31 protein-coding genes, 1 tRNA gene and 2 pseudogenes are annotated in these 25,360 nt (G+C 69.7%); 19 read left to right on the top strand and 15 right to left on the bottom strand.

The features are described from left to right. Positions 1 to 4: 4 nt before the first annotated feature. Positions 5 to 1,330 carry an MFS transporter gene (locus ME121_RS20890; protein WP_012321067.1) on the bottom strand — a complete coding sequence of 442 codons (1,326 nt, stop codon included), beginning with the start codon at positions 1,328 to 1,330 and terminating at the stop codon, positions 5 to 7. A gap of 173 nt (positions 1,331 to 1,503) precedes the next feature. Between ME121_RS20890 and ME121_RS20885 the strand changes: the two genes are divergently transcribed. From ME121_RS20885 to ME121_RS20875, 3 genes and pseudogenes are all read left to right on the top strand, one after another. After that, positions 1,504 to 2,208: an IclR family transcriptional regulator gene (locus tag ME121_RS20885; RefSeq protein WP_041372383.1), complete on the top strand. Its 705-nt coding sequence runs from the start codon at positions 1,504 to 1,506 to the stop codon at positions 2,206 to 2,208. A gap of 413 nt (positions 2,209 to 2,621) precedes the next feature. Continuing rightward, positions 2,622 to 2,924 (top strand): annotated as a pseudogene (locus tag ME121_RS33940) (transposase); the annotation flags it as partial. 212 nt (positions 2,925 to 3,136) lie between these two features. Next, positions 3,137 to 3,352 carry a hypothetical protein gene (locus ME121_RS20875; RefSeq protein WP_043074494.1) on the top strand — a complete coding sequence of 72 codons (216 nt, stop codon included), beginning with the start codon at positions 3,137 to 3,139 and terminating at the stop codon, positions 3,350 to 3,352. A gap of 652 nt (positions 3,353 to 4,004) precedes the next feature. Here the strand turns inward: ME121_RS20875 and ME121_RS20865 are convergent. Next, the gene (locus ME121_RS20865) at positions 4,005 to 4,637 is read right to left on the bottom strand and encodes a hypothetical protein (RefSeq protein WP_059409532.1); all 633 of its coding nucleotides are present in this window, start codon (positions 4,635 to 4,637) and stop codon (positions 4,005 to 4,007) included. 178 nt (positions 4,638 to 4,815) lie between these two features. Between ME121_RS20865 and ME121_RS20860 the strand changes: the two genes are divergently transcribed. From ME121_RS20860 to ME121_RS33935, 3 genes are all read left to right on the top strand, one after another. Continuing rightward, positions 4,816 to 4,892: transfer RNA gene (locus ME121_RS20860), tRNA-Arg, on the top strand. 676 nt (positions 4,893 to 5,568) lie between these two features. After that, entirely contained in the window at positions 5,569 to 5,958 is a 390-nt protein-coding gene (locus ME121_RS20855) for a hypothetical protein (protein ID WP_083461046.1), read from the top strand. A 174-nt stretch (positions 5,959 to 6,132) separates the two neighbouring features. Beyond that, on the top strand, positions 6,133 to 6,261 hold the full coding sequence (locus tag ME121_RS33935; RefSeq protein ID WP_268821210.1) for a hypothetical protein: 129 nt from the start codon (positions 6,133 to 6,135) through the stop codon (positions 6,259 to 6,261). 54 nt (positions 6,262 to 6,315) lie between these two features. Here ME121_RS33935 and ME121_RS20850 read toward each other — a convergent pair whose 3' ends face one another. Together ME121_RS20850 and ME121_RS20845 are read right to left on the bottom strand one after the other, a co-directional pair. Beyond that, positions 6,316 to 6,534, bottom strand: coding sequence for a hypothetical protein (locus tag ME121_RS20850; protein WP_059409531.1), 219 nt, complete (start codon positions 6,532 to 6,534; stop codon positions 6,316 to 6,318). 30 nt (positions 6,535 to 6,564) lie between these two features. After that, positions 6,565 to 6,789 (bottom strand): hypothetical protein, encoded by a 225-nt coding sequence (locus ME121_RS20845; RefSeq protein WP_059409530.1) that lies wholly within the window; start codon positions 6,787 to 6,789, stop codon positions 6,565 to 6,567. 477 nt (positions 6,790 to 7,266) lie between these two features. On the opposite strand from ME121_RS20845, the gene ME121_RS33930 reads away from it, so the two are divergent. Next, on the top strand, positions 7,267 to 7,437 hold the full coding sequence (locus tag ME121_RS33930) for a DUF3606 domain-containing protein (RefSeq protein ID WP_012321090.1): 171 nt from the start codon (positions 7,267 to 7,269) through the stop codon (positions 7,435 to 7,437). A 16-nt stretch (positions 7,438 to 7,453) separates the two neighbouring features. Continuing rightward, on the top strand, positions 7,454 to 7,693 hold the full coding sequence (locus ME121_RS33925; RefSeq protein ID WP_206406890.1) for a hypothetical protein: 240 nt from the start codon (positions 7,454 to 7,456) through the stop codon (positions 7,691 to 7,693). On the opposite strand, the gene ME121_RS20840 is transcribed toward ME121_RS33925, so the two are convergent. Together ME121_RS20840 and ME121_RS20835 are read right to left on the bottom strand one after the other, a co-directional pair. After that, a complete protein-coding gene (locus tag ME121_RS20840; RefSeq protein WP_012321091.1) occupies positions 7,668 to 8,138 on the bottom strand; it encodes a tellurite resistance TerB family protein in 471 nt (156 codons plus the stop codon). The two genes, ME121_RS33925 and ME121_RS20840, sit on opposite strands and share 26 nt — an antisense overlap. A 727-nt stretch (positions 8,139 to 8,865) precedes the next feature. Beyond that, complete coding sequence (locus tag ME121_RS20835; RefSeq protein WP_059409538.1) at positions 8,866 to 9,096, bottom strand: hypothetical protein; 231 nt, start codon at positions 9,094 to 9,096, stop codon at positions 8,866 to 8,868. 692 nt (positions 9,097 to 9,788) lie between these two features. On the opposite strand from ME121_RS20835, the gene ME121_RS20830 reads away from it, so the two are divergent. Next, entirely contained in the window at positions 9,789 to 10,343 is a 555-nt protein-coding gene (locus ME121_RS20830) for a PAS domain-containing protein (RefSeq protein WP_012321094.1), read from the top strand. Positions 10,344 to 10,621: 278 nt separating this feature from the next. Next, positions 10,622 to 10,855 carry a DUF2171 domain-containing protein gene (locus tag ME121_RS20825; protein WP_012321095.1) on the top strand — a complete coding sequence of 78 codons (234 nt, stop codon included), beginning with the start codon at positions 10,622 to 10,624 and terminating at the stop codon, positions 10,853 to 10,855. Positions 10,856 to 11,277: 422 nt separating this feature from the next. On the opposite strand, the gene ME121_RS33920 is transcribed toward ME121_RS20825, so the two are convergent. Both ME121_RS33920 and ME121_RS20820 read right to left on the bottom strand, forming a co-directional pair. Further along, positions 11,278 to 11,451 carry a hypothetical protein gene (locus tag ME121_RS33920; RefSeq protein ID WP_164891355.1) on the bottom strand — a complete coding sequence of 58 codons (174 nt, stop codon included), beginning with the start codon at positions 11,449 to 11,451 and terminating at the stop codon, positions 11,278 to 11,280. Between the two features lie 78 nt (positions 11,452 to 11,529). Next, positions 11,530 to 11,796, bottom strand: coding sequence for a hypothetical protein (locus ME121_RS20820; protein WP_024828931.1), 267 nt, complete (start codon positions 11,794 to 11,796; stop codon positions 11,530 to 11,532). Between the two features lie 296 nt (positions 11,797 to 12,092). Between ME121_RS20820 and ME121_RS20815 the strand changes: the two genes are divergently transcribed. From ME121_RS20815 to ME121_RS20795, 4 genes are all read left to right on the top strand, one after another. Continuing rightward, positions 12,093 to 12,455 (top strand): hypothetical protein, encoded by a 363-nt coding sequence (locus ME121_RS20815; RefSeq protein WP_012321098.1) that lies wholly within the window; start codon positions 12,093 to 12,095, stop codon positions 12,453 to 12,455. Positions 12,456 to 13,688: 1,233 nt separating this feature from the next. After that, on the top strand, positions 13,689 to 14,102 hold the full coding sequence (locus ME121_RS20805) for a hypothetical protein (RefSeq protein ID WP_246753229.1): 414 nt from the start codon (positions 13,689 to 13,691) through the stop codon (positions 14,100 to 14,102). A 165-nt stretch (positions 14,103 to 14,267) separates the two neighbouring features. After that, a complete protein-coding gene (locus ME121_RS20800; protein WP_059409529.1) occupies positions 14,268 to 14,654 on the top strand; it encodes a site-specific integrase in 387 nt (128 codons plus the stop codon). Positions 14,655 to 14,784: 130 nt separating this feature from the next. Then, the gene (locus tag ME121_RS20795) at positions 14,785 to 15,819 is read left to right on the top strand and encodes a patatin-like phospholipase family protein (RefSeq protein WP_059409528.1); all 1,035 of its coding nucleotides are present in this window, start codon (positions 14,785 to 14,787) and stop codon (positions 15,817 to 15,819) included. A 206-nt stretch (positions 15,820 to 16,025) separates the two neighbouring features. On the opposite strand, the gene ME121_RS33915 is transcribed toward ME121_RS20795, so the two are convergent. The 4 genes from ME121_RS33915 to ME121_RS20780 all read right to left on the bottom strand — a co-directional run bounded on the left by ME121_RS33915 (position 16,026) and on the right by ME121_RS20780 (position 17,652). Further along, positions 16,026 to 16,268 (bottom strand): DUF7241 domain-containing protein, encoded by a 243-nt coding sequence (locus ME121_RS33915; RefSeq protein ID WP_024828927.1) that lies wholly within the window; start codon positions 16,266 to 16,268, stop codon positions 16,026 to 16,028. Next, positions 16,265 to 16,843, bottom strand: coding sequence for a hypothetical protein (locus tag ME121_RS20790; RefSeq protein ID WP_234740868.1), 579 nt, complete (start codon positions 16,841 to 16,843; stop codon positions 16,265 to 16,267). The genes ME121_RS33915 and ME121_RS20790 overlap by 4 nt, the downstream gene beginning before the upstream one ends. Beyond that, on the bottom strand, positions 16,831 to 17,184 hold the full coding sequence (locus ME121_RS20785; RefSeq protein WP_012321102.1) for a hypothetical protein: 354 nt from the start codon (positions 17,182 to 17,184) through the stop codon (positions 16,831 to 16,833). The genes ME121_RS20790 and ME121_RS20785 overlap by 13 nt, the downstream gene beginning before the upstream one ends. Positions 17,185 to 17,400: 216 nt before the next feature. Further along, positions 17,401 to 17,652 carry a hypothetical protein gene (locus ME121_RS20780; RefSeq protein ID WP_024828924.1) on the bottom strand — a complete coding sequence of 84 codons (252 nt, stop codon included), beginning with the start codon at positions 17,650 to 17,652 and terminating at the stop codon, positions 17,401 to 17,403. Positions 17,653 to 17,997: 345 nt separating this feature from the next. Between ME121_RS20780 and ME121_RS33910 the strand changes: the two genes are divergently transcribed. The 3 genes from ME121_RS33910 (at position 17,998) to ME121_RS20770 (ending at position 20,564) form a co-directional block, all read left to right on the top strand. After that, positions 17,998 to 18,264, top strand: coding sequence for a GCG_CRPN prefix-to-repeats domain-containing protein (locus ME121_RS33910; RefSeq protein WP_076730035.1), 267 nt, complete (start codon positions 17,998 to 18,000; stop codon positions 18,262 to 18,264). Between the two features lie 698 nt (positions 18,265 to 18,962). After that, positions 18,963 to 19,172 (top strand): hypothetical protein, encoded by a 210-nt coding sequence (locus ME121_RS20775; RefSeq protein WP_012321104.1) that lies wholly within the window; start codon positions 18,963 to 18,965, stop codon positions 19,170 to 19,172. Positions 19,173 to 20,084: 912 nt separating this feature from the next. Next, complete coding sequence (locus tag ME121_RS20770) at positions 20,085 to 20,564, top strand: YfjT/YkfB family phage-associated protein (RefSeq protein WP_182180060.1); 480 nt, start codon at positions 20,085 to 20,087, stop codon at positions 20,562 to 20,564. 55 nt (positions 20,565 to 20,619) lie between these two features. Here the strand turns inward: ME121_RS20770 and ME121_RS20765 are convergent, their stop codons facing one another. After that, positions 20,620 to 21,366 (bottom strand): helix-turn-helix transcriptional regulator, encoded by a 747-nt coding sequence (locus tag ME121_RS20765; protein ID WP_012321106.1) that lies wholly within the window; start codon positions 21,364 to 21,366, stop codon positions 20,620 to 20,622. A gap of 96 nt (positions 21,367 to 21,462) precedes the next feature. Here ME121_RS20765 and ME121_RS20760 point away from each other — a divergent pair, with 96 nt between their 5' ends. Next, positions 21,463 to 22,071 carry a glutathione S-transferase family protein gene (locus ME121_RS20760; protein ID WP_012321107.1) on the top strand — a complete coding sequence of 203 codons (609 nt, stop codon included), beginning with the start codon at positions 21,463 to 21,465 and terminating at the stop codon, positions 22,069 to 22,071. A 717-nt stretch (positions 22,072 to 22,788) separates the two neighbouring features. On the opposite strand, the gene ME121_RS33905 is transcribed toward ME121_RS20760, so the two are convergent. Both ME121_RS33905 and ME121_RS20755 read right to left on the bottom strand, forming a co-directional pair. Continuing rightward, positions 22,789 to 22,950, bottom strand: a complete 162-nt coding sequence (locus ME121_RS33905; protein ID WP_012321110.1) for a YqaE/Pmp3 family membrane protein — start codon at positions 22,948 to 22,950, stop codon at positions 22,789 to 22,791. Positions 22,951 to 23,034: 84 nt separating this feature from the next. Further along, positions 23,035 to 24,555, bottom strand: a complete 1,521-nt coding sequence (locus ME121_RS20755) for a glucosamine inositolphosphorylceramide transferase family protein (protein WP_012321111.1) — start codon at positions 24,553 to 24,555, stop codon at positions 23,035 to 23,037. Positions 24,556 to 25,045: 490 nt separating this feature from the next. Here ME121_RS20755 and ME121_RS20750 point away from each other — a divergent pair. Further along, positions 25,046 to 25,360 (top strand): annotated as a pseudogene (locus ME121_RS20750) (porin family protein); the annotation flags it as partial.

The following is a 25,360-nucleotide window of genomic DNA, read 5'->3' as shown; positions in this document are numbered from 1 at the left end:
GCGGTCACGCCGGGACCGCGACGGCGATTGTGTCCCGCCGGATCTGCCGCCCCAGGGCCAGCATCATCAGGGCGCCGAGGAGCAGGATCCCGCCGACCGCCAGCAGCGGCGCGGTGAATCCCCCGGACAGTTCGCGCATCACGCCGATCAGGTACGGGCCGGCGAAGCCGCCGAGATTGCCGATCGAGACGATCATCGCGATCCCGCCCGCCGCGGCGCGACCGGTGAGGAAGCCCGAGGGCACGGCCCAGAAGGTCGCCGTGTACGAGTTGATGCCCATCACCGCGACGCAGAGCGCCACGATGGTCAGGCCCGGTGTCGGGGTCAGGGTGCTCGCGGTCAGGCCGACGGCACCGAGAGCCAGGGACAGGGCCGGATAGATGGTGCGGTCACCGCCCCGGTCGGAGACGCGGCCCCACACCACCATCGCCACCGCGCCGCAGACATAGGGAATGGCGGCGACGACCCCGACCACCGAGCTCGCGAGCCCGAGCTGCTTGATCATCTGCGGCAGCCACAGGCCAACGCCGAGGGAGCCGATGATCGCGCAGAAATTGATCGCCGCCAGCGTCAGCACCCGCCAGTTCCGCAGGGCCTGCGCCAGGGTCATGGGATGCTTCTTCTCGATGGCCGCCTTCTCCGCCGCGAGCGTGGCGACGAGGACGTCACGCTCCGCGGGCGTGAGCCACTGCGCCTTCTCCGGCCGGTCGGTGAGGACGAAGAGGCAGACGATGCCGAGGATCACCGCCGGCAGGGCTTCGAGGATGAGGAGCCACTGCCATCCCACGAGGCCGAAGCCTTCGATCTGCACCAGGGCGCCGGAGATCGGCGAGCCGACGATGTTGGCGACCGGGATACCGAGCAGGAAGAGAGAGGTGGCCCGCGCGCGCACGGCGGAGGGGAACCAGAAACTCAGGTAGAGGAAGACGCCCGGCACGAACCCGGCCTCGCCGAGGCCGAGGAGGAACCGGGCGATGCCGAACTGGATCGGCCCGGTCACGAAGGCCGTCGCCGCCGAGACGAGGCCCCAGGTGATCATGATCCGGGCGATCCAGAGCCGGGCCCCGACACGCATCATGATCAGGTTGCTGGGGATCTCGGCGAGGAAATAGCCGAGGAAGAACAGCCCGGCGCCGATGCCGAACGACGTCGCGGTGAGCCCGATATGCGCGTTCATCGTGAGCGCGGCGAAGCCGACATTCACGCGGTCCAGGTAGCTGACCACGTAGCACACGAAGAGGAACGGCAGGATCCGCCGCATCATCTTGCGATGAAGGTTCCGCTCGTCGACCGCGTGGGCCGGAGCTCGGGACTGCTGCCCTTGCGCCATGACGTCCACTCCCGAATCGCCAGTTTTGAAACGGCGTTTCGTTTTTAATCCATCACGCGGCGGCGGTTGTCAACGATGTCGTGGAAGCGGCCCGTCACGGCTTGGTGAGCGGTAGGCCGGTGGCTATGGATCGCATGTCCCGAATCCCGCGAAACCGGAACGAGTGCGAAGAGATGGCGAAGGAGGCGCGCGCGCGGCCCAATCTCGAGGGCGTGGCTTCGGCCGATCGGGTTCTGACGGTGCTGACGGCGTTCCGGCGGGGCGACGACGCTCTGGAACTCTCCGAGCTCGCGCGCCGCACGTCGCTCGTGAAGAGCACGATCATGCGGCTGTGCATCTCGCTGGAGAAGTTCGACCTGATCGAGCGCCTGGACGACGGGCGCTATCGCCTCGGTGTCGAGGCGGCCCGGATCGGCTCGGTCTACCAGCAATCCTTCGCCCTGGAGGAGCGGATCGTCCCGGTCCTGGAGCGGCTCGCCGCCGAGTCCTTCGAGACGGCCTCGTTCTACATCCGCCGGGGCAACCAGCGGCTGTGCCTGTTCCGTGCCGACTCACCGTCACCGCTGCGGATGAACGTCCGCCCCGGCGACATGCGGCCGATGGACGAGTCCGCCATCGCGCAGGTTCTGAGGATTTTCGGCGACCGGAGGGCTACGGAAAGCTCGACGGCTCAGGTCCCCCTTTACTCTTCCGGTATCACCGACCCTCACGTCGCGTCGATCGCGATGCCCGTGTTCGGGACAGAGCAGCGGTTGATCGGTGCCATCGCTCTGTCCGGTCCAGCGTCTCGGTTGACCGCGGAGCGAGCCGAGACTCTCAAGCCGCGGCTCCGAGAGGCCGGCGAACGCCTCTCGTCTGAGCTCGGAGCACAGCTCTGAGTCAGTTCCCGGCTAACGGGCCGGCTCGACGAGTGGTGCTTCGCCGCTGCGGCGTACCTCATGATCGGTGCCCGCTCGTCTGTCCCAGAGACCGTCGCGCAGACGTTCCGCTCACCGCCATCCCCGACCGCCGCGCATCGTCACAGTCAGGCCGCTCGGGTTAGAGCAGCAAAAGGATGGGCGGCCCACGGAAGGCGCCCCGGTTTCTGTGGCGAACCACCTTGGCCGACGACGCCACGCTATGCCGGCTGCTGGCCGCCATCGGCCGGGGAGAGGCGGATCGGCTGGCCGAACTCCACGATCTCACGAGCCCGACGAGGGGCTCGGCTGGACCACTTCGACGGCCGCTCAGGGTAGAGGCCGTGTGAGGACGTTGGAGTTCGGACAGGCTCTGCGTGCCTGTGGAGGCTTGTATGGCGCGGTTCGTCCGGGGTGCGGATCGCGACCACGTCACGCCACTGCCGAACCGGTTGGACGCCTACCTGTCCGAGGACGATCCGGTGCGCGTCGTCGACGTGTTCGTGGACGCACTCGATCTCGCGGCTCGGGGTTTCGAGGGCGTGGTGCCAGCTGCGACGGGCCGGCCCGGCTACCAACCGGCGACGCTGCCGAAGCGCGACCTCTACGGCTACCTCGATCAGGTCGCCTCCAGCCGCCGCCCGGAGCGTGAAGCCGGCCGCAACGTCGAGCCGACGTGGCTGACCGGCCGCCTCGTCGATCGTCATACGGGCAGCCTCCGCGAAGGGGCTGCCGTGCGGACAGCCGCTCAGTGTCGTCGTCCCCGCGCCGCCGGGGGCACCAGCAGCACGGCACGCGGACACGTCGAGAGGGGAACTCGCCGAGAACCCGAGATTCGCGCGTCGCGTCCTTCGCCCCCGTTGAAGCCGTCCAGGTCGTTCCTATTTTGTTCTCAAATCCGGAGGGGTCAATGCTCAGCTACGAGGATCTGCGGGACGCGGCGGCCGGCGAGGAGCGGGACGCCCTGATGCGCGCCTTCGCCGAGGACATGGCGGAAGCCTCCGGGCGCGAACGCTGCCGGGCCGGCTTCGTGCGGGCGGAGCGGCCGGCGGACGTGGCGCGGGCCCTCGGCCGAAACCGCCGGGCTCAGGCAGGCTCGGCCCCTGCTACCGGTCCCCGTCGCTGACGCTGCCGAGTGGTCCGGCCCTCGGCGTGAGCCTTCGCTGATGCGGAACGCCGACGGGCCCGTTCGGCTGCAGCGTCCCCGATGCCGCGCTGGCGCCGGTGCTCGGCGACAAGCTGCGCCTTGAGCTCGGTCTTGGCCTTCAGGGCTAGGATCTCGTCCCTGGTGTACCGGCGGGCCATGCCGTTGTCGTCGGTGACGTGCGGCAGGTCGCTCGTCGCACGGTCCATGACGAGCCCGACGCGGTCGGAGGAGATCCTCGCCTCCTCGTGCAGGTAGGACGCGAACGCCCTGCGGACGTCGTGGGGCGTCGCACAGCGTATCTTCGTGGAGATGCCAGTCCGTTCGGCCGCCGGCGCGGCGAGCTCGAACCAGGGGGAACATCCAGGGGGACCTCTGGCGCCCGGCCGCCCTGGCAACGTCGGTGGTGCGCTCGACGTAAGCCTGCACGCGACGCCAGACGACCGGGGGCAGAGGGACGGCGTGGCGACCGGCGAACGGGTCCCGCGCCGTCGGGGCACCTTGGCCCACCTTCCGGTGCCCCTCCCACCAGATCCCCCAACCCTCTGAGGCGGACTTGCCCGGGCTCGGCCATCCAGGCCCAGAACCGCTTCGAGCCGCGGACGACGTCCCGTGCCTGGGAGCGCTTGCCCTCTCACACGAGGCCGGCCACCGCCTCGGCCACGTCGGGCGCCGGGCTGCGGGAGACGAACCGGTCGTCGAGGGCCCGCATCGCGGGGCAGCCGATGACAGACCTGTAGTTCCGCACGGTGTCGGGCCTGTAGATCTGCGCCGGGCTCTCGGCCTCCGCCTCCAGGTGCGCGACCCAGGCGTCCCGGGCCTGCCTGTATGTCCACGTCTTGGGGGCGCGGTTCTTCGGCATGTGGGTCTGGACGACAACCGCCTCGCCCCTGGCCGCCTTCGCCACGAGCGCCGACCGCTTGAGTGCGATCCAGGCCGGGGCTGGGACACCGGCGCCTCCCCCGACACGGGCGCGGACCGCAGCCCCGGCGGAGCGCACCTGCACCGGCGTCCAGTCGTCCGCATCGCCGAGGCGGATTCGCAGCGGCTCACCCGCGTGCCGGAAACGCACCGAATAGACCGCTGCCGTCGGCGTCAGCCTGAGCGTCGCACCCGCGCAGCCGCCGACGCTCACGTCCCGAGCAGGCGTCCGGTTCGCGCGGGCCTCCTCGATGAGGTCGTCGATCTGCGTCCCGGTGAGGACCGCGGCGGCTTTCCTCGGCCTGCACGGCTCCCGGGTCGACGCCCGCTCTACCCCGGAGCGCACCCGTGGCAAACGTGGTCGGCCCCGCCCTCCGTCTGGACCTCCGGGCCGCGGTCGGCCCAGGGTTAAGTGCCCCCTCCCGAATGCCCCGGACAGAGGGCCTCTGCAGAGGGGAAATGCCTTGTGACAGAGTCTCTTGGTGACAGGTACCGGGGGGCCTGCTACCACGATTTTGGCACCAGACTCCGTAGCTCAGCTGGATAGAGCAGCCGCCTTCTAAGCGGCAGGTCGTAGGTTCGAGCCCTACCGGGGTCGCCAGGTGTTTCAACGGGTTGGCACCGAGTTTGCGCAGCGGCAAGAACCCCGGGACAGCGCCAGGACAGCTCCGAATCCGGGCTCTCCGTTTCCCGCCGGGAGCGACGCGGGCGGGCGCGCGGGGTACGGGACGCGTCGCGCCCGCGACAGCCGCCGGGCCAGGAGGCGGCTGAGCCTGGCCGCGGCCCAGCGCCGCCGCTCAGGTCCGTCCTCCGCGCGCGCCGAAGCCCTCGGAACGAGGCAGCCGCACCATGACCGCCGGCGATCGAACGCGGGCGACGGCGACAGCGCCGATGACCCGCTCTCGTGCGCGGATCTGGTCCTGCAACAAGCCGCGGCCGAGGCGATTGATGCGGACGACGCGAAGCCCTGGATCATCATCGAGAACGGCGACATCCTGGCGCCCAACTGGATCAGGGCCAGTACCGGCACATCCCGCCCGCAAGCATGGGCCGTGAGCCGGCGCTCTGCGGTATGCAGTTCCCCCGCCGCACCGGGCCTCAGCCGGAACCGGCGAGGCGCCTGAACTTCACGTGCAGGGATCACCTCCGCCAATCGGCCGGTTCCCCCCTCGTGCGCCCACTCCCGCACCGTGCCGAGCCGGACCGTTGGTCATGGGCACTCTGCGGGGTGAGGAACACGCAAGCTGCTCAAAAGCGAGCGCAGGAGGAAAGCTGACATGGCAGACATCCGCTCACACGATCCGGTCGGACGATCTGACGGCCGGCCAGGATCAGACCAGGCCGGCGGCTCGGCCGGCGGCTCGGCCGGCGGCTCGACTGGCGGCTCGGCCGGCGGCGGTGCCGGCGTCGCCGATCAGGCCAGAGAGACGCTGCGGGATGCCACGAACAAGGCCTCGGACGCGTGGGACAACGCCTCCGAGTACGGGTCCCGCTACTATCGGCAGGGCAGTCGCGCCGTCAGTGACATGGACAGCGGCACGATGGCCGGCCTGTTCATCGCGGGCGCGATCGGCTTCGGTCTCGGCTGGCTGGTCTTCGGTCAGCAATCGTATACGGGCGACTACGTCTCGAGGCGGATGAGCGCGAGCAGCGAGCGCCGCTACTAGGAGCGACCTGCCGGCGGCTGGGCAGGCGGAACTCCGCGTCACCAGCCGCCGAACCGGCAAGGCACACTGATCGTGCGCCGCACGCTCCATACCGGAACAGTCTGCCACCGCCGCGCGGATCTGCGCGCTCGGCACGGGCGGACGGCGATGAAGGTGTTTCGGATCCGGCACGAAGTGACAGGAGCCATCCTCTGGACCGGATCGGCCACGAACCCGCTCGCGGCACGCGACGCCATGGCCCACGAGGCCGGCTGCTACGACCTCCGCGCTGGCGGCCTCGACGTCGAGGAGATCCGAGACTAGCCCCCGAGCTACAGAGCGGCCCGCGCGACGCCTGCCGGAACGATCACCGCGCCGTCAGGTGCCGGTGCCGGGCCACCTGTCCAGCACGCGCGACCCGGCGCGCAGCTCGACATGGTGGCTGTGGGCATCGTCCCGGGTCTCGCAGAGGTCAACGGCCGAAGCGAAGCGGGTCCGCGCGGCGATCTCGGTCTCCACATCCTCGGCGATCACCTGCTGCCCGTCTCGGAAGGTGAGCACGCGGAAGGTTGGGTGTCTCAGGTCGCTGGCTTCCATCGGTGGCCTCTCCGGGAGGATCGTTACGCGTCACCCGGCGCCGTGACCGCCCTTGGCGTTGTCGGGCCCGGGAAGATCCGGTCGGTTGTCGTAGCCGCCGCTTTCCGGCCCCACGCCGGCCTCAGGCTCCGGACTGCCCGGCGAGTGCGGGCCGCTTCCGCCAGTCGCCGGATCCGGCTTCCCCACCTCGCCGATCGGCCGGCCCGGCGGTACCGTGCCGAAGGCCTCGCGCGCCGCGTCGACGTCCTGACCCATGACGGCCTCCCTCGATGTTGCGAGAAGCCAAGGCGCGAGGCGCAATCGGGGTTCCCGGCCGCTCGGCCCCACCTCGATCTGATCACGGGCCGGGGACGCGTCCGATCCCACGCGCGGACCGATACGCAACTCGGGCCGTCCGCTCGGGGGCAAGACTGGGCTCGTGCGCCGTGGGCGAGGCTGGCCGAACCCCGTGCCGGAGCAGACCGCGCACGAGTCGGCGAGGGCAGCCGCGCGAGCCTGTAGACGGTGTGGGCGGCCATGACAGCGAGGACAGCGAGACGCGCCAAGAGGGTGTTCAGCACGCGGTGCACGCTCGAACGGAGTGGGATCGGCGGTCCGCCACCGCCGGTGCGCCCCGGAGGCGCGCCGAACACGGCGCGATCGCGGCGGGCACGACGATAGCTGCAACCGGGATCGTGGCTCGGCGTTGAAAGCCGGACACCCATCGTAGCTCCCGCATCCTCGGGTTCAGCCATGCCCACCGAGCTGCACGACAAGGCCCACATCGACGTCTTCGACCGCGCCGCCCGCGAGCATTGGTCCCTGCACTTCGGAGTGACCGAGGACCGCCTGCGCAAGGCCGTGAGGATGGTCGGATCCCGCGTCACCAGCGTCGCGGCGTATCTCGGTCAGTCTGCCCGCTGACATGGGCCGCCCGCCGTTGAGCCGCGACCTCTATCTGAGTCCGAACGGAGATCGCTGGCTCCTGCTGCGCGATCCGTCCGACGGTCGCAGCTTCGTCCGGCACGTGGCCAACCCAGCTTCGGGCGGACACGTCACCGACGTGGCATTGGCGGCTTTTCTCGCCGCCGATCGCGGAGGCCCCGAGCATCAGGCTTTGTGGGCGTTGATCGGTGAGCTCGTCGACGATGGCGCTACACCACCATCCGCGATCGCTTAGGCTGCGCCGCCGCTTCGCGGAGCGCATCCGCGTCGACGAGAAGCGCGGCGGCGATCTCGGACAGGGCCGCGCGCTCGATCGCGGCGATGCCGTCGTGATCTGCCACATCGGCCGCCACTCGAAACACGCCCGCGCGTTGGTCCATGGGCCGACCGGCAATCGCCGCGACCCGTCGCAGGTTCTCCGCGCGGCCAGCCCGGGTGCCGGCTCGACCGATCGCCTCGTGTAGCGCCTCATCGAGCATCAGGACGTCGTAGCCTTTCTCCAGGATCGGGCTGGCGAGGACGCCGGCGAGGGCCGTTTCCAGTTCATCGCCCGCGACCTCGCCGTCGGCGACGATGACATTGGCAGCCGCGGAGACGCCGGCCTGCATCAGCGCGTCGTCGCCGGCATAGGCGGTCACCGTCTGGCGGAAGCGGGCGAGCAGGTCTCGTATGAGGGGCATGTGACGCGCTGCTGAGCGAGGTGGATCGAAGACGGATCGCTAACGACACCAAGGCGCGGCGCCGCACCAGCGCATGCGCGCCACCGAGCCAGTGACGGCAGGATCGCCGGCGAGGCGCTGATCCCCTTCCGTGTTCGGTCTGTTCGCCTCGGCCAGCATGGCTGCGGAGAAGCAGCACAGCATCAGGGCGGCGATCCATAGGAGGGCCCGGAAGGTGCGGAGGGGACGCTTCGACATACGCGCCAGCCTGGTGCGGCAGGGTTAGCGAACCCTTGCGCCGGGTCGGAAGGAAGCCTGAAAACGGCCTCTTTGAGGGAGCCACGAGCGGATCGGCTGCGCTCAACCTCGGGGAGGGTCGCGGGCCATCGTCGCGTGTCCGCCTGCAACAGCGCCGTGCGGTGTCGCGAACGCCTCGGGCCCGTCGGCGGGGGGAAAGCGTCGCTGTAGCAACCGGGCGCGCAGAAAAAAGGCCACTCCCGAGGGAGCGGCCCGAAGTCTTGGGAGGAAACGCCCTTGGGAAGGGCTGCCAGACCGCGACGCCATCGCGGTCTCGCACCGCCGACCTAAGCCTGCACGGTGCGGCGCACAACCGCCGTTAGGCTTCGTCGCGTGCATAAGTGGCGCTGGACGCCCGCTCAGGTGCGCTTCCACACCATGGCTCGGGCGCCCGGAACGTTCCGGGGCCGCGTCTCACCTAGCTTCGCGGGAGACGCAGTCGTGTCGGCCGTCAGCGGGCCAAAGCGTCGGCCGGGCCACCGGCATGCTGGCCCGAGTACCGGTAGGCCGGGGCGGTGCGATAGTGCGTCACCGAGATTTCCGGCAGGACCACCGAGGCGTTGCCGGCGTAGCCCGGGTAGGCCGAAGCCGGATAGGGGCTGTGCCTGCTGTCGATGCCCTGCGCCAGGGCGGGCGTGGCGACGGCGACCAGGGCGGCCGCAGCGAGCAGATGCAGCTTCATGACGATCTCCATGCGGGTTCGTTCGACTTCGCGGGGAAGCCATCTGGTCAGTCGGGTCGCGTGAGGAAGATCGTCGGTGCGGCGGTCTCGATCGCGGCGGCTGTGCTTGGCCGGCTGTGACCTCTCAACGGCGTATTCCGCCGATCGTTCGCCGGGTTTTGTGCGCCGCGACACATCCTGCCCATCGGCGAGCTACTGGTGATATTCTGTATTCCCGGATGCGGAGGCAGGGCCGGGACTTCACTCCGCCGTCAACGCGGTCGTAGAACGGCCTCTGCGACCGGCCAGAGCAGCGTTCGCTGGGGCTACTCGCGATCACGTTCTACGATCGCTGAAGGGGCTCGGAGAGCCTGCCGACGCCCTTCCTCCGTCGCGATTTCCGACCACCAGCGCATGCATTCCTCCGCGCTCGCGGCCGGACCTGTCGGCGAAGCATCGATGAAGAAATGTTCTGGGGCAACGCCCAGCACATCGGCAAGCCGGTTCAAAACGGCCCAACCAGGCTTATCGATCTTTTTCCATGACACGAGAAAAATCAAAGCCTGAAAAGTTCTGTTCCGGCGCCGTGCCGCCGCCAGATACCGATCGCAGCGGTTGAATTATACTGATGTCGCCCTCGTTAGGCTCACCAGTCTCGGCGTCGACGTGCGGCCTTCGATGGCGCCGAACAATCGGAGCTGGGGGCGTTTCAGATGATCTTCGTTACGAGGGCGGACGGCGGCGTGACCTACGTCAGCCCGGAGTGGACCGCGTTCACCGGCCAAGCCGCCACGGCAGCCGCCGAACTGGGCTGGCTCACCTGCATCCATCCTGAGGATTACGGGGCCGCCGTCACCTTCCTGCGCACCGCCTGTGATCAGCAGAGCGAATACAGCCTGCGCCTCCGCCTGCGTCGTGCGGATGGCAGCTACGCCTGGGTGATGATTGGCGCCGTCCCCTCCTATGGACCGCCGGGCCACACCTTCCTGGGTTATCTGGGATCACTCACAGAGATCACCCCGACCGGTTCTGAACCCATCGGTGCCTACGGAACGCTCGCACGCTTCGTCCCGCCGCCCATGCATCCGGCAACGCCGCCCGGTTCGACGCTGGAGGCGGTCGCCGACCATCTGCTGATCGCGCACGGGCTGATCGAACAGGACCACGCCAAGGAGATGCTGCCGATATTGCGGCAGGCGTTGATGGTGGCCGGCGTTCTGCTGGCGCGCAAGATGATCTCGCCTGATGGCAGCGACCGCTTCCACTGAGACTTGCATCGGTGTGGCCAGACTCGAAGGCGAACGGCTTGGCGTTCTCGTCCTTCAGGTAGGCGGTCGCCGCCGCCGCGATCTCGTCGTCCGTCACCTCGGACTTGCGGCGCAAGTCGCCGACGCTCGGGATCACTGTGGCCAGGCCAGAGAGCCAACGCGGCTCCGCTGTCCCGTCCCTGACATCGCTCAGCGCCAGCTCAGTCGGTGCCGACCGACCGAACCGGAACATCGCCGTTTGGCCGCCGGTTACGGCAGCTCAACAGGGAGTGAAACCGATGGTCGATGTCGCACAGATCCAGGAGCATGCCGAGGTGGTCGGCTCGGACGGCAAACATGTCGGGACCGTCGATCACATCGATAAGGGCGAGATCAAGCTGACGAAGAAGGACCCCTCTGCCGGTGGCCTGCACCACTTCATCCCGGTCGATTTCGTGCAATCGATCGACGGCGGCAAGGTTCGCCTGGACCGGCCGGCGGATGAGGTCATGCGTGAGTGGTCGACGTCCTGAGACGCCCGCGCCGACGATAGACGCGAACCGTAGAACGTCTCCGGGCGGCCATATCATCACGGCTCGCCCGGCTCAGCCGACAGCCCGGCTCCGCTTCGTGCATCGAGCGGCGTCGAGCCTCGATGCGGTCGCGGCCACTCCGGCCATCTATCGGCGCCGACAGCCCGGTACGAGGCCCGCCGGACGCTGGCAAAGCAGGTCCAGAAGGAACTCGACGCCGAGAAGCACGAGCTGGAAGAGCGGGCAGCGGAGCTGCGAGCAAGGCGGCTCGCTCGGGAAAGCGCCGAGACCGAGGTCTCCTGAGGTGGCATCGGTGGAGGCTGACCGACTCAGCGTCGCAATCGGGCGCCCGTGGTCCTGCACCGCGTCGCCGAACAGGCTGCCCGGAAGCCATGGCAGCGACCCCGTGGCGAGGACGACGGTCAGACTGCGCTCAGGCCCATCAGCACCGCGGCCATTTGCCAGCCAGCCACCAAGATCGCGGCGATCCATGCCACCGTTGCCACGCCGCCTGCGACCATGATCATCGTGAGAAAGCGGTCCATCCAGGGACGCGTGGATTGATCCTGAACCGACACTGTCTCGATGTAAGCCATAATTCACCGTCTCATCAGCGTACCGAGTCGATGCCGCAAGCTCCGTTCCCGCGGCGAAGCGCCCGCGCAGCCGGCCGTTCAGGCATATAGAATATAGAGCGCACTCGCCGGAGCGATCACCACATTGGCTGCTCCGATACAGACCAGGATCATCACGGCTTTCGCGTGCAATTGCGGCTTGTTCCTGAACATCCATCCAGCGGGAAATGCCAGCACGGTGATCGGCAGCATGCAGAGGACGATCGAGACCCATAGCAGTGCGCCGAGCGCGAAGATCAGAAGACCCGGACTGCTCCTGGGCAACCACTCGCTCAGTTGCCCGCGTGCGAGGATGACTTGGGGCATCGGACGCGCCGCCCTGTTCCGGTCAAATAATGCAACCGAGAGTGGTATACATCCCGCAGGCGCGACCTCAACGGGAAATCATGCAGTGCCGAGGGTTCGGATTACGCAGAACCTAAGCAGTCACGAATGGCCCGATTGCCCATCCGTCTCGGCCACCTGCCGTCCATGGTTCTGCACCGCGTCGCGGAATAGGTTGTCAGCCGTCGCGGTCGTGGCCGCGGCGCCCGGGATGGCGGCTCGCAGCGAACCACCCTACGCTGAGGGCGTTCCACAGTCTCAGCAGCAAGGAACGCGATATGAAGGTGATCTCGACGACGGTCCTCGGCTTGGCGCTCCTCAGCGGCGTAGCTCCGGCCTTCGCGCAGCCCTACGGCGGGCGCGACTACGGTTACGACCGCGGCGATTACGGCTCCCGCGACAGAGGCTACGGAGATCGCGGCTACGGCGATCGCGGCTACGGCGAGCGCGATCGCCGCGATTACGATCGGGATTATGACCGAGGCGCGCGGGGCGGACGTGGCGACTACGCCTTCAACGAGGAGGAGTATCTGCGCTGCAATCCGGACGTGCGCCGGGCTGTCATCGGTCGCGCAATCAAGTCCGGGCTGGAACACTACCGGAAGGTCGGGATGGCGGAAGGCCGGAAGTTGAGCTGCTGAGTGCGGAGGCCGACCGCTTGGTTACCTCGGCATCGAGACAGCCCGCCGGCCGATAGGGCGCAGCAGGCCGGAACAGGTTGCCGCTGCCGGAGGGTGCGCTAACCTGCGCACAGCCGTCGCCGCTGTGTGGCGCAACTCAGCACGAGGCGGGTCGACTATGAGAGGCGCGGCGGTCAGATGGTTCGTCGTCGCGCTCGCAGGTTTCTGGAGCACCGAAGCTTTCGCGCGGCGCCATCGAGCCAGCAGTACTTCTCCTCGGGGGGCCATTGCGGCGCCGCCATTCTCATCCCTGCGGCCACCAACCACGACGCTGCGGCCGCCTGACGACGGCATCATCCATTGGAACACGCCGAACAAGGACGGCAACCTCGGCGGTCCCGGGACCGGTGGCGGCGGCGGCGGCGGCGGCTGATCGACTCCGCCTTCGCCATCGGCCGCTGTGGCTCTGCACGATGTCGAAGGTGAGAGGTCCGGTGGCGGATGCAGCGCACGCGGAAGCCCGCGCCGGGCTACCGCTGCGGGACCCGCGCCATAGGATGTCGCCGCACCTGATGGCGCCGCATCCGAACGTTGGTCAGCCTGCCGGACGGCGACGAGATGCCGGTCACAGGACCGGCCGGCACGGCCTAGGCGGGGCCAGCCAGGGCGCCGAGCCCTGCACGGACGAGCGCAGCCACAGCTCAAACACGCCTTGTCGGTCGTGCCCCAGCGCAGATGGATCGCGTCGGTCTGCCGGGAGAACCGGAAGCACGCGCCGGTCCGATGATCCGGCCTCGGAGCGGGTGTCCGCGCCAGGAACACGGATCGCTGCATTTCCGAAATGCTGGACTTGCTCGCGAGCGTTCATGCTCAGGCGTCGCCGCGCGCACGTGGCGACAGAACGGCGAGACGTCCAATTGTAGGTGTCTCTCTGACCCTGTATTTTGCGACAATCGTCATTCTCAAACGTTAGAATCAGGGTGAACTGCCAGAGCAATGAAGAAGTGAAACCTCGGTTATAGCGCGTGTGGTGGAGGCATCGCGTCGCCGGTCACTGGCGCGCGGCCGGCGTCCGGTGCTGGTATGTCGTAAAGTGAGCAGGAGGGGTTCGGCATGTCTGAGGTACCCGTCGTCATCCCGACCGAGACGCTCTCCCTGCCATCGGAGTGGACAGAGGCCGCCGAGCAGGCCGCACGCAACCTCGGTCAGGGCAGACCTCTCGCCGAGCTGTGCCCCGAGCATTGGCAGCTCGTGGTGGCCAGCGTCACAGACAGGATGCGGATGCGCGGCGCGTCGCTCCCGCGCGGCTGGCGCCTCGCACTCGCGCGACAGGTCGGGCGCGATGATGCCGAGGACCCGGCAGAGGCGCGTGTTCTGGCCCTTCATGCCAAGCGCGAGGAGATCGCCGCCCATGTTGCCCGCGACCTGGGGCTCGGAGATCTCGCGGGGCTCAGTCGAGAGGAGCGTGCCGCGGTCGATCGGCAGACCGCCGAGACGATCGAAGGCTGCGACCCTGCCTCGTCCGAGCCGGCCGATTGCTCGGACGCGGATCGGACGATGCGGCGCCTGCTCTCCGAGCATCGCGCATTGAGCGAGCTTCGGGCCGACGCGGACAACACGCGTCTGGCAGAGGAGGGCGAGGTGTTCGCGCCCGAGGACGATGCCTGACAGTCGGCCTACTGAGGCTCTGGGGGTCGCGGCGAGGCTGCCAGCCGGGGCCGAAGACTCGTTCGCGCCGATCACCGTGGCGGCAGGGCGGACGCGATTGTGCGGGCCTGTCCGTCGGATGCCCGCGCGTTTCGGGACCGGTGCGCCCGGCGCGGGTTCGGGCCGTTGCCGGCGAGCCCGGACGCTGTAGCGGGGTTCATCGTCCCGGAAGCGGAAGCCGGCCGCGCCGCCTCGACGCTCGGCCGCCGGCTCGCGGCAATCCGCTGCGCGCACAAGCTGGCCGGCGCCGCCGATCCGGCGGACGATGATGGCGGGCGGGCTGCCATGACGGGGGCCCGGCGCAAGGCCGGCGTCGCCCCGGCAGCTGGCCTCGATGCGTCGACCTCTGGAGCGCGCGGCCTGCGCGCCGGCTACATCACCGCGGCCGCGGGGCGCGGGGCGGATCCCGCCCGCGTCATGGACCATTCGGGCCACCGAGATCCGCGCACCGTGGTCGGCTGTATCCGGCGGGCAAACGCCTTCGCGGGGCATTCGGGGAGCGGGTTCCTGTAGAAACCGCGTGAAGCTTCCATAGGAGCCGCAACAGACAGGTCGTTCGAGCGGTTCAGCCCGTGACGACCCACCTTCCGCGGGGCTCCGGCTTCCCGGGAAAATCAGCGTCCGTCGTGCGAGGATGGCCTGCATGTCCACCGACCAGAACCGGTCCGGATCGCCTCAGGATCTCGTGCTCGTGCTCGCGGGCGGAAACGCGGTGGGCGCCTATCACGCCGGAGCCTATGAGGCTCTGCATGGGCAGGGCAATCGTCCAGATTGGGTTGTCGGCGCTTCCATCGGCGCGGTGACCGCTGCCATCATCGCGGGCAACGCGCCCGAGGATCGGATCGGCAAACTTCGCCAGTTCTGGGATGAGGCCACCCTGGGCGTTGGACCGGGTCCCACCGCGCTGCTGAAGCCGCGCCAGATCTACAACGGCCTGCATGCCCTCCTCGCTCTCGCGTGGGGGCGCCCGAACATCTATCGTCACCGACTGCCCGGACTCTGGTCAGCGCTGCCTTGGGTGCCGAACGACGTCGCCCTATTCGACAACGCGCCCCTTCTTCGAACCCTGGACCGGCTCGTTGACTTCGAGCGTCTGAACCGGGGCGACACGCGCCTCACGATTGCCTGCGTGGATATCGAGACCGGCGAAGAGGTCTATTTCGATACCGCTCGTGAGGTGATCCGGCCCGAGCACATCCTGGCTAGCACAGCCATTCTTCCCGCCTTCCCGCCGGTCGACATAGACGGGCGTGTGCTGTGCGATGCGGGCTACACGAACAACCTGCCCCTCGACCCGGTCTTTGCGACAGAGCCGGAGCGGGATCTCCTCTGCATCGCCTCGGACCTGTTCAGCCCACGGGCGCCGCGTCCGGCCTCCCTCGACGCGGTGCTGGAGCGCGCCAACGATCTCATTTTCGCCAGCGCCCCCCGCCGGGCGATCGCCGGCCTGAAGCGCGAGTACGACCTGCGGCAACAGCTCGATCCGAGCGGTCCGGCGGTGACGCTGCTTCACCTCGTCTATCGAGCAGGCCCCGACCAGCTTGCCACCAAGAGCTTCGACTACTCGCCCTCCTCGATCCGCGATCGCTGGGCGGCAGGGCACAGCGATATGGCGGCCAGGCTGGCCCGCCTGATCGAGCCCCGACCTGAAGGGCAGCGCTTCCGCCACATCGAGTGAGGCTCGGCCTGACAGCTATCAGGCCTCACCAACCTCCTGACCCGGCGTGCCCGGCCAGCCCGCTTCGGCTTGTCCGTCAAGGGCTCTGCCACCGCAGCGGCCCTCGGGACCGAACTTCTCCGATGCAGTCCACGTCCAGGGAACTGGGCGCGCCCCGGTTTCTCGACCGCAGGGGCATCCGGCGCACGACTCTGAGCAAGGTCACGTCAGCACCCGATCCGGCACCAATCGCGCGCTCCGAGGCGCCAGGCCTGCTCACCGCAATAGGCAACGGGATCGCCATCATGGCTGATCATGCGTGCGAGCATCACCTCTGTGCCGAGCGCCGTGATGCAGATCACCGTAGCCCCGAGACCTGCGTCGCCGATCAGGCGAGTTCCTACGCCCCAGCCGTTCTCCCGGCAGATGTCGGCGGCGTGGCGATGGTCGTGCCGCGTCCCGCCGATCACCCGCCTGCCCCCCGAACCGGGGACTGCTGATGACGGGCCCCATAGGCTGGGGACCGTTCGAGCGAGCGGCCAAGCCCTTCCGCCACTATCGCCACCGCAGATCCGTAGACGAGATGGGCGGCCAAGCCTCGGATGCGGGTGAAGGTCGGATAGTGATGATTGGGCGCGCTGAGGCCGAGGGTGGGCACCAGGTATTCGTCCAGAATGAGCGACATGGCGGTCCCGCAGGTCAGCGCGGCGGTGAAGGGCCGCAGACCGGCGTACCGCCGCAACAGGCCGTAGACCGGGCCCCAACCCATACCGGTGGCGAGGTGGATCGCCTTGCCCGATATCTCGTGCCGGCGAGGCGTGGGGTCGACGTCCATCGCAGCACAGAGCTTTTGTGCCGCGACCAGGGAAGAGGATGCGCCGGGGCGCACCCGCTTCTCGTGTCGATCAACGCGCTCCGGGGTGGTCCACCGCAACGGACGCTGGGCGAGGTTCGTCACCAGCGTTGCCACCAGCCCGGCCGTCAGCCCGACGGTGACATCGACCCATACGGCGTGACTGGGCGGCCGCATCATCAGACGAGCCATATCGACAACCCCAGAACGACGCCGACGCCGCCGATCACGACGCAGTAGCTGGGCACGACCCATGCGTTCGGTCCGTGTGGTCGCGACGCCCTCCGCACGCGCGCAGGTGCCGCTTCGGTCTCGCGTGCCAGGGCGATGCGCTCGTGAGACGGAGGGTGCCCGGCGGCCTCATCGTCCGTCCCGAGCTGGGAGAGCCCCGGATCATAGGCCTTCACCTTGTCGCCCGTCGCGCCGCTATCGATGTCCGCCTTCAGCATCGCCGATGTCGGGCGGGAGGAGGCGGGAGGAGCCTCTACGGGCATGCTGCCGGGGGACGGCGGGGTCTCGGAACGGAGGATCATGCTGCATGCCTCGCGGCACCGGTACGCCGGGCGTCTCCCGATGCGGTGTCGTAAGACTGAACAACCGCTGCGCGGGGGCGCCGTGTCCCTCGATCGGTGTCGCATGGACCGGGCAGCGCTGGTCCGAACGGCAGGGTTTGACCGTAAGCGGCTGATACGCCTCGGAGAAGGACTGCCGGAAAAGCCGATTGTCTCCTACCGATCCGCCCCAGTCACTCAGCTGACGAGAACGACAGCCGGGAAGCGGACGCGACCCGTTGCGCGTCCGTCCTGCGCGCGCCGGTCGTCACGGGGGTTTCTGTCGAAGCGATCTTTGAAGCGGCGAGCGAAATGCGCCTGGTCGGTGAGGCCGCAGTCGTAAGCCAGCATGCCGACCGCGGCTGCGAGCGGGGGCGGGTCGAGGCCCGGCTCGCCGAGGTCAGCCGCGACATGGGCCTTGGCACGCTGGACTGTGGCGTTGCCGTGCATGGAGCGCGGCACCTATCCGGTCACGAGACTCGCCACGATGAGGCCGACCGACGCCCATCGACGTCCATCGACGCTCGGCTGCGTCCGGCGCGAGGCATCGGCTGACCTGCATCAGCTCGGTCAGGAAGCCCGTTGCCGAGGCGGTGCGAGCGAGGTCAGCACCGATCGTCAGCCCGCTGTAGAGACGGGCCGGGCCGAGGAAGGATTCCCGCCAGCACGACTCGACAGCGGCGCGACGCTCGGCCTGCCGCAGCCGGGTGACGTCTCGTTCACCCTTTCTGTGGCACCAGCGCACGCCCGCTGGTCGTCCCCGCGGCCTGGGGCTCAACCACAGGAGGTCTGACCATGTCGCACCTGAAGATGCTCGCCGCTGCAGCCGCTCTCGTTGGCGGTCTCGGCCTCGCATCCGCAGCCAGCGCTGCACCTCTTGCGCCGATCGGTGCTGGAACCATCGCGGGCGACGCCCACGTCACCAACGCTGCTATGGGTTGCGGTCCCGGCTTCGCTCGTGGCCCCCTCGGTCGATGCCGCCCGATCGCCCGCGGCTTCCGGCCCGGTCCGCACTGCTTCGTGCGCCGGACCCCGGTCGGGCCGCGGCGTATCTGCCGCTAAGGTATACTAAGATTACTGCCGCGCCGGGGCATCCGGCGCGGCGCGCTTCGGCGACGCTCGGTGACCTCATCGAACTGCGCCGGCAGGTAGGAGCGGCCCGGCACGTCGAGGGTCTCGGTAGCGGCTGGCGCCAGTGTGTCGGTCCAGCGGTATCCCCGCGCCCGTACGGACTTCGCGGTGGCGCTACGCTCGCGCTCACCCTTCACGACGAGGCGCCGCAGCGCGTCGGCGGCAGCCGCGATGGGCGTCGTCGCTGAACCCCCGCCGAATGGTTCCGCGGTGCAACGTGCCCTCTCGCACCGCACAAACCCCGGCGATCGGGCATCTTCCCGTCAGACGGCTCTGCAGGGACTGACACACAGCCTCGCGCCGCACGGAAGAATTGCCCAGCATGGCTCTGAAGATCTTTTCCTACGCGATGATCGGCGCCTTCTTGGGCGGTCTTGCCATGACGGTCATCGGCTCCGCGGGGGTGCTGATGGGCCTCTGAGCCCCCGAGCCGGGTCGGAGACTGAGCCGCCGGCAGAACAAGCGACACGATCAGCGGCGGGGTGCGCGTCCCGCCGTTCTCGTGTGCCGCGTCAACGCAGATCACAGCACCGCTCCGCCCGCCTCGCCCGCGGCCATCTCGTCGTCGGTGCGACGCTCGGACCTACTCTGACGCTCGCTGTGTTACTCCCGAACACGGAGAGCGTCCCATGTCCGACAAGCCACGCACCTCGAACACGCAGGATCTCGCCAGCACCGAGTACGATGCCGAGCGCTGGGCCAAGGTCGGTGCGGAGCAACAGTCCCTTCCACCGATCAGCCCTAAAGCGCCGTCGGATCCAGTCGATGGCCCGGAAGTCGGCTTGACGCAGAAGGGCACCGACGCGGACGCGGTCGTGAAGCGTGAGACCGAAGTGTGAGCGCTCAGGTCTGCGCGCAGGCTCCGAGCCTCGCGGCGCAGTCCGCCCGAGCAAGTTGGCCGAACGGGGCGCCCCGCGTCGCTCTTTCGGCTCCCGCTCCTGGACGCAACAATCGGAGCAATCGTCGCGACATCCGGCCTGACCATAAGGCCGCCTCGAAACAGCCGAGCTGACGAGGGAGGCCGCGATGACCAAGCCAATCACCCTGACGAACCGCTTCGCCGACGCCGTCGTGACGGCAGCCGTGGCTTTGAGCCTGATCATGCACGCACAGGTCATGATCCTGCCGCCGCACTTCGTCTGAGCTTTCGCCGCGGGCCATTTGGCGCGCGGTCTCGATGCCGGCGACAAAGGCGGCCTGCTCGCAGGGTGCCATCGCCCGAGCCTCGAACGAACGGGAAAAGCCCCACCGCGCATCGAGAGCGCGGCAGGGCCAGCGATGTCCTCTGCCTTGTTCGGACTACGCGTCACCCCGGCACTCGGCCAACGGGCCCGTACACGGCAACCGCCTGACGGCGTGCCGTGTGACCGGGCTTCCGCGGGCCCATCGGCAGGCTGATGACGTGCGACATGGCGGCCCCGTCCCAGGCTGCAGAACGGGACAGGGCGGTGCGGCTGCCAGGATCTGGCGGCATCCGGTGGCAGCCAGCGCGTCGAAGGCGCGTATGCCGTTCCGACAAGGCGGAATCTGCCAATCGCGTCCGTGTGGAGGCATACCGCGAACCTGTCGGAATGCAGCCTGTCCCGTTTCAGCACGCCGTTGCCTTCCGAGCGGCAGGCCGTAGGTTCGAGCCCTCCCGGGGCCGCCAGCAACCTCGGGCGCGCGGCCCGTTGCGCCGGCGGCCGTTCCGGCGCGCCGGCTCCCGGATCGGCGGGCGCCATCCAGGATCACTCGGGGAGCAGGTGTCCATGATGATCGGCGGTTCTCTGCGCGGCGCCCTCGTGGCGGCGGCCTGCCTGTCGGGCAACGCGGCGTCGGCGCAGGTCTACGGCAACTGGACCGTGGGGAGCGGCCAGGGCTACGTCGAGTACATCGTCCGCAGCGGGCCGAGCAGCAGCGTCAACATCAGCTGCGACGAGGGCGCGACCGGCGAAGGCGAAGCGAAGCGGACCAGCATCTTCATCGAGATCGCCGGCAAGGCCCCGCCGCCGCGCTCGACCGTCGACGTGCTCACCGACGGCGAGCGCCTGCAGCTCGACACGGATGCCCAGGGCACGATCCTCACCGATTGCCGCGCGTGCGCGGACCGATTCGCCGCGCTGTGGTCGCGGCTCCGCGCGTCCAAGCAGATGATCGTGGCCCTCGCGGACGGGCGCCGGGCCGCCTTCCGGCTCAGCGGCGCCGCGAAGGCGCTGGAGCCGAAGCACTGCGCGACGGGCTTCAAGAGCTGACCCGAGGGTCGGCCCGCAGCGACGGATGCGCGCCGGCGAGACCGACCGGTGCCTCTCAGGATAAGGCAGCCGGGCTTGTCCCCGGGACTTCCCCGGCCGGCGGCGAAGGGCCCGCCGCCTGTCGGTCCGACAGGCTCCGCTTCCAGCGCGCCCGCAGGACGGCCGGCCGGACGCCGTGCCGCTCCTCCAGGAACTCGGCATCCGTGATCCGGTCGGTGCGGAAGTGCCGGAACGCCCCGCGCAGCTCGCACCAGGCCGCCACCATCCGGGCCTCATCGAGGAACCCGACGATCACCGGCCAGATCACGCGCTGGCTCGGATCCCCGCGGACGTCGCGGTACTGGATGCGGATCTTGCGGCCCTCGCGGATCCAGGCCCGCGCGCGGGCGACGTCGATCCCGTCCGCGGCCTGCGCGAAGGCCGTCGGCGTGCCGATCGACGGATCGGCGATGAACGGGCGCAGGCGCTCGGGCACCACGGCGGTGATCTTGGCGATGAGATCGCGCGCCGCCTTGGCGAGGACCGGTTCGCCCCGGCCCGCGACCCACTGCGCGCCGAGGACGGCCGCCTCGATCTCGTCGGGCGTCAGCATCAGCGGCGGCATGTCGAACGCCGCGCCGAGCACGTAGCCGAGCCCGGCCTCACCCTGGATCGGCACGCGTTGGCCGACGAGGTCGGCGACGTCGCGGTAGACCGTGCGGACCGAGACCTCCAGCTCCCGGGCGATCTCGGCGGCCGTCACCGGGCGCGGGGAGCGCCGCAGGATCTGGATGATCTGAAACAGTCTGTCCGCGCGACGCATCGTCCGACTCCTGCTGACAGAATGCTGTCAGCAGGGCGTCCCTACAAGTCCTCCCGCCACGGCCATCCCGCGCGCCGTGACGACAGGAACCGCGCCATGATCACGCTGTACCACGCCCCGCAATCGCGCTCCTCGCGCATCGTCTGGCTGCTGGAGGAGCTGGGCGTTCCCTACACCATCGCGCCGGTCTCGATCTTCCGGCCCATGACCGGCGAGGGTGTGCCGGACGACGCCAACCCGCATCCCGACAAGCGGGTCCCGGCCGTCCTGCACGCGGGCGCGCTGATCGCGGAGTCCCAGGCCATCGTGCTCTACTTGGCGGAGACGTTCCCCGAAGCGGGTCTCGCCCCGGCGGTCGGCACTCCCGAGCGCGGCGCGTACCTGACGTGGCTGGCCTGGTACGTCGCCGAGTTCGAGCCGGCGCTGTTCGCCGGCCTGACGGGCGAACTCGCGGGATCGCCGCAGAAGCGCCGGACCCACGAGGCGGTGGTCCGCCGCCTGGAAGCCGCCCTGGCGCGCGGCCCCTACGTGATGGGCGACCGGTTCTCCGGCGCCGACATCCTGATCGGCAGCGCGCTGGGCTTCGGCCGCACGGCCTTCCCGGCGAGCGCGGCCTTCGACGCCTATCTGGAACGCTGCCGGGCGCGCCCGGCCGCCCGGCGCGGCGCGGCGAAGGACGGCGCGTCGGGACCGCAATCCGCCTAGCGCGGACCGAGAGCGCGGCCGTGGCGGCGCGCTCGCGGCGACGCTTCCGGACGGCACCGGCGACCGCAGGTGTTCCCGGACACGCCGGGCCTGAAAGCTCGGGCGTACATCGGGATCACACCGCGAGCACGGTCGCGAACCCGATGGAGACGACGATGACCTGGACGAACCGCATCACCCTGGCCGCGACCCTGATCGCCGGCGCCATCGCCCTCGTGACCTACGCGCAGGCCCTCAGCCTGCCGACGCATTTCGCGTGAGCGAGATGCGCCCGGCGGCTGTCCCGCTCACCGGGGCAGCCTGAACCCGCGCCGAACGGTTCCGCGGCGCAGCGTGACTCTTCGCACCGCACGCGCCCGGCCGATCCGGCATCATCGTTGCAGATGGTGATCCCGGGTCTCGCCCGAGACCCGCTGCTCGATGAAAGGCGTGCACGACATGGTTCTGAAGGGCTTCTCCTACGCGATGATCGGCGCCTTCCTGGGTGGCCTCGCGATGACGGTGACCGGCTCGGCCGGGGTGCTGATGGGCTTCTGAGCCGCGCGGCGCGGTGGCCCTCGGGGCTGCCGAAGCGACGGACTGCGTGAACGGCGGGGTGAGAGCCCCGCCGTTCTCACGTGCGGGGTCCGGACAGCGTCGCGGAGCCGCGCATGCCGGCCGCGCCGCGCCGGCGGCCGCCGCCGGCGGCGAGGTCCGCGGCCGGCCCGGCCACGTCGATCAGGCCGCCTCCCTGCGGGTGACGACCAGGGCCCAGATCGTGGCCGGGATCCATCCGATGATCGTCAGGTGGAGGATGATGCAGAGGATGCCCTGAAACACCTTTCCGCGCAGGAACATGGCGAGCCACGGCGCGAGGAAGCAGATGAGGATCATGATCATGGGGGCGACGGGTCTCCGCGTTCGTGAGCGAACCCGGATCGCGGCGGCTGGTTCCGGACGGCCGAGCTCCGGCCGCGGCCGGGCCTAGGCGCCGGACCGCGCGCTCAGACGCGCCCGGAGACGCGAGGCCCGGCCGGAACCGTCGATGCACTCGATCCCGCCGCCGGCGTTGAGCGTGTGGAGACAGCTGCCGGGCCATGCCGGGCCGGGTTCGATCCGGTTGAGGATGGTCTGGGCGAACCCCTCCGGATCGAGCCGGTCGATGCGCGCCAGCGACAGGGCGCGGCCGTAACCGTGGGCGCAATCCTGGACCGGCCGGATCAGTGCCCCGTCGCGCGCGACGATCCGGCCCGCGGGCCGCGCGAAGGACGGGTCGACCAGCACGGGATTGGCCGGATGCGGCGCGTACGGCCCCCGGAAGTCGGGCGCCGACCAGAGATGCAGCGCGTCGTGGTGGCAGCCCGATCCCGGCGGGGCGCCGACGGGCGCGTCCCGAACGGTGGCGAACATCCACCAGCGGCCGCCGTGCTCGAGGAGCGTCGCGTCGCTCGCGACGACGCCGGAGAGGAGCGTCGCCTCCTTCACCCAGCCGCCCGGATAGCGCGTCGCCCGGTAGAGGTCGACCGTGCCGGCCGCGGAACTCTCCGGCACCATCCAGACGGAGCCCGCGCGCGCGAACACGAACGGGTAGGAGAGGTGGTACGGCTCCTCCAGAACCGGGACGGGCGGCCCCTCGGGCCCGTCCGCTCCGAAGCGGACCGCCGAGATGATCGCCTTGCCGGTCGCGTGCGGGAACTCCTCCACGAAGACGTGGGTCGTCCCGTCGACGGCCAGGGGGAACGGGTCGGCGTAGAAGCGCCGCCCGTCGTCGGGCAGGACCTGCCAGCCGTCCGCGGGATGGCGGCCCAGCGCGACGAGGTCCGGCCCGCGGAGGGCCCGCCACCCGGTGCGCCAGTGCGGGGCGTGGTAGCACAGCCTGTACAGGCGGCCGACGAGGCTCCGGGCGACGAGCCGCGCCGGACGGGACGCCGGGATCCGCACCGCGCGGACGGGCACGGCCGCGGCCGCGGCGGGCGTCGCCGCGCCGGGCCGGCCGGCCAACCGGTCCCGCAGCGCGGCGGCGACGATCGTCGCCGTGCGCGTCAGGGCGTCCTCGAACGAGAGGGCGATGGAACCCCGGTAGTCCGAGCCGAGGCGGCCCGCGGCGACGGCGGTGCCGCCTTCGAGGAGCTCGAGCTGCGGGACGCGGCCCGCGAGCAGGCTGGCGAGCAGGCCGGTCTCGCCGAGGCCGCCGTCGTAGGCCACGCGCCAGACCGGGCAGGGCGCGACCGCGTCGCCGCACAGGTCGAGCACGAGGTCCGGGCTCGCGGGCCGGCTCCAGGCCGCGAGATCCGCCGGCGGCACCGGCCGCGACCCGTTCGGCGCCAGCCGGAAGATCAGCGCCTCCAGCCGGAACAGCAGGTCGGCCTGCGCCGGCCAACCGTCCGGACCGGGCGCGGCGTCGACGCTCACGGCCGCGAGACCGGGCAGGCCGGAGAGCCGGTTCAGCAGCGCGACGTGCCAGCGCCGCGGGTTCGCGCCGTCGAGGCGAACTCTCACATGCATGGCGCCCCGGTTCCCCTCGCGCGGTCGGTCAAGACGACTGTCGAGTCCATCTATTTTCCCGGTGGTAACAGGAGTCATAACTCCGGATCGGGACTCGGAGATTGCGGGCAGCCGGAGGCGTGGCCCGGTTCCGCGCGCCGAGATCCGCTCTCGCGGCGGTCGGAGATTGCCGGAACCTTGCCGGGTTGCGCGGATCGGCGGCGGGATCGATCGGGATGGCCGTGGACCCTCCAGCGGTCCCCCGGCGCCGGGTGTGGCACGCTTGTCACAGCCGGCGTCGACCGTAGATCTCGATGCAACCAAAAGGCCGCCGCGTTGTTATCGCGCTCGCCCGCGTAAAGCGCGCTGTATTTCCCCGCTCGAACGCGTCTTGACGGACGATTTACTCCGCCATCTCGGGCCTTCGACAGGCGGTGTGACCTCAAAACTACAGCCATTTCCCCCGGTGATCGGTAGCTACGCCGCCAGATCACACATTCGGGGAACCGACATGACCAAGCTCCTGGCCTCGCTGGCCGCCTTCACGGCCCTGACCGGCGCCGCCTCGGCCGCCGACCTGCCGCGCCGCGCCGCCCCGCCGCCGGTGTTCACCCCCGTCCCGGTCTTCACCTGGACGGGCGCCTACTTCGGTATCAACGCCGGCTACGCCTTCGACGCCAGCGACCGCAACACCGGCAACACCTTCGCGGTGCCCTTCCCCTACGCCGCCCCCGGCACCGTCGCCTCCTTCCGCAACCGCAGCCAGGACGGCTTCTCCGGCGGTGGCCAGATCGGCTACAACTGGCAGATCACCCCGGGCTCCGGC

Source organism: Methylobacterium sp. ME121, assembly GCF_000974725.1.
Classification (GTDB): domain Bacteria; phylum Pseudomonadota; class Alphaproteobacteria; order Rhizobiales; family Beijerinckiaceae; genus Methylobacterium; species Methylobacterium radiotolerans.
Note: the sequence above shows the minus strand (reverse complement) of the source record. Positions and strands in the feature narration are given on the sequence as shown.